Source organism: Peribacillus sp. NPDC056705 (assembly GCF_043656335.1).
In genome coordinates this window covers 1-2,174 of sequence record NZ_JBHTYI010000104.1, presented here as the reverse complement: position 1 = coordinate 2,174, position 2,174 = coordinate 1, and the positions used below count along the sequence as shown (strand labels likewise).

The following is a 2,174-nucleotide window of genomic DNA, read 5'->3' as shown; positions in this document are numbered from 1 at the left end:
TCCATTTCACAAGCGCCGCCTACAAGAAAAAGGGTCCGTAAGGGCCCTTTTTCATTATGAACAGAATACATATTAAAAAGATCCCAACTTGTAGGCAAGTGGGATCTCTGCATTTAATCTTATGGATACTAATGGCGGAAAGGGTGGGATTCGAACCCACGCACGCCTTGCGACGCCTAGCTGATTTCGAGTCAGCCCCCTTGGGCCTCTTGGGTACCTTTCCACAGCAAGATTGATTATATCATGGGAATAGCAACCAGTCAATAGCTTGGCCATTGATTCATTTAAACAGGTATGAGGGAGGAGTAGATCCGATTAAGGAGTCTCCCCAGCCCCTTCACCTTCTTGCGTTGAACGAAGCACTTTCTTCATGTTTTTCTCGAATTTGATCCTTGGGATTAACACACTGTGCTGACATTTAGTGCATTTAATCCGAATATCCATCCCCATGCGAATGATCTCCATCTCATTATTCCCACAGGGATGCGGTTTCTTCATCTGAACGATATCACCTAATTGAAATACCTTCCGTTCCATGGTTACCGCTCCCCCGCTCCTTTAAACTATCATTACTTCATTATATAGCACGGTCCATGAATTACAATCCACTTCAACCTTCAGCACGTTCTTGTTCAACCTCTTGTTCCTCAGTCGCTTGTTTAATGTCTGTGAAAATTTGGCGCTCCACATCCTCTCTTGCGTTCGGATTACACTCTGCTACGATACGTACTACATATTCCGAAGTGCTTAAGGACTGAATGCCAAGAACATCCGGCGTGCTCCTGATCTCTGGTCGACGCTCCTTAATACCATTCATAGCCGTTTGAATTAATGCTACCGTGTCCTTCAACTGCTGGTCATTCTTCACCGGCAAATCTACGATGGCCAGTGAATTCGAGAGAGAGTAGTTGGTCACGCTCGCGATAATACCATTGGGTATGATGTAGATTTCCCCATTTAGCCCCCGCACTCTCGTTGTACGAAGTCCGATAACCTCTACCGTCCCACGATATTCTCCGCTCTTAATGACGTCACCTACCGCAAACTGATCCTCGAAAATAATGAAGAACCCCGTAATCACATCTTTGACCAAGCTCTGTGCTCCGAAACCGATCGCGAGACCAAGCACACCTGCACCCGCGAGTAGTGGACCAAGTTTGAAATCGAATTCCGAAAGGATGATGAGAATCATCACGAAGTTACATACAAATGAAGTTACGTTTTTTAGCAGCTCACCTACCGTAACGAAACGGCGGGAATTGACTTGAATACGACTTTTCTCTTGTCTTAACAGGAACTGGTCTATCATCCTATAAACTACGCGAATAACAATTCGAGTCAGAAGAAATATAACGATAATGCGGAGTCCTGAGCTTAGTACATTCATCCACATCTCCTCATTGGTTAGCCACTTCCATACTGCGTCTTTCACACTACCGACCTCCTTGACAACATTATCCAGACCTTGGTCTCCTTCTGCTAAGAAGCCCGTCCCCCTCATGCTATGCTCCTCCTGTTATTCCTCGATGTTTATATACGTGTTGTTGACATCAAGCACAAAGATCCCCCGAATCTCCACGCGCTCTTGCTCTATAATCTCTTGAACTTCTTTTAACACATCAGCCGGGAATTGAATCGATAATGCACACCCTGCTGTAATCTCTTTCGGCGTTGGAAACAGATCAATCTCAATCTCCCCGTATTCCAGCAGCATCTCCGCCCGCAGCGCCTGCTGGGTAGAATCAAATGCTATCAGCATAGCCCCTTCCACGACGCATTCCCTCCATATGTATCTTCCTTTTATAAATCTACTCTATCATTCCCTGGACCTCTTCTGCATCGACCCGATGAACTACCGTGTATACAAATCGTATTCATCAAGTATAAAAACCCGTATTCATCCATATACTGATACTACCAAATGCAGACGAAAGGAAGATTCTATGAACCGTCTATCTAGTTTCGCTTCCCGTCCCGAGCCTTCCAGCTTAAAAATACCACATACCGATCCGAATATCCATTCTGCTATTATACATCGTTTGCTATTTCACCTGTCTGACGCCACAACACAGCACCGTCCGCTGGTGATCGTCTGCATCGGCACAGATCGTGCAACATGAGATTGCTTAGGTCCGCTCGTTGGAACTTCGCTGGCCAGGTACAACAGTTCCCTC

The 2,174-nt window shown here is 45.7% G+C and carries 3 protein-coding genes, 1 tRNA gene and 1 pseudogene; 1 reads left to right on the top strand and 4 read right to left on the bottom strand.

The window, feature by feature from the left end:
- Positions 1–132: 132 nt before the first annotated feature.
- The 4 genes from ACFRAK_RS27770 to ACFRAK_RS27755 form a co-directional block, all read right to left on the bottom strand.
- Positions 133–223: transfer RNA gene (locus tag ACFRAK_RS27770), tRNA-Ser, on the bottom strand.
- 92 nt (positions 224–315) lie between these two features.
- On the bottom strand, positions 316–537 hold the full coding sequence (locus tag ACFRAK_RS27765; RefSeq protein WP_394572999.1) for a DUF951 domain-containing protein: 222 nt from the start codon (positions 535–537) through the stop codon (positions 316–318).
- Between the two features lie 73 nt (positions 538–610).
- On the bottom strand, positions 611–1,501 hold the full coding sequence (locus ACFRAK_RS27760) for a mechanosensitive ion channel family protein (RefSeq protein ID WP_394572998.1): 891 nt from the start codon (positions 1,499–1,501) through the stop codon (positions 611–613).
- Positions 1,502–1,516: 15 nt separating this feature from the next.
- On the bottom strand, positions 1,517–1,759 hold the full coding sequence (locus ACFRAK_RS27755; RefSeq protein ID WP_036717646.1) for a putative Se/S carrier protein: 243 nt from the start codon (positions 1,757–1,759) through the stop codon (positions 1,517–1,519).
- A 184-nt stretch (positions 1,760–1,943) separates the two neighbouring features.
- Here ACFRAK_RS27755 and ACFRAK_RS27750 point away from each other — a divergent pair.
- Positions 1,944–2,117, top strand: a pseudogene (locus ACFRAK_RS27750) (spore protease YyaC); the annotation flags it as partial.
- Positions 2,118–2,174: the final 57 nt, after the last annotated feature.

What these genes read in the sequence shown, in the direction of transcription:
- ACFRAK_RS27765 (WP_394572999.1), bottom strand. Translation starts at nt 537, where the DNA reads ATGGAACGGAAGGTATTTCAATTAGGTGATATCGTTCAGATGAAGAAA.
- ACFRAK_RS27760 (WP_394572998.1), bottom strand. Translation starts at nt 1,501, where the DNA reads ATGAGGGGGACGGGCTTCTTAGCAGAAGGAGACCAAGGTCTGGATAAT.
- ACFRAK_RS27755 (WP_036717646.1), bottom strand. Translation starts at nt 1,759, where the DNA reads ATGCTGATAGCATTTGATTCTACCCAGCAGGCGCTGCGGGCGGAGATG.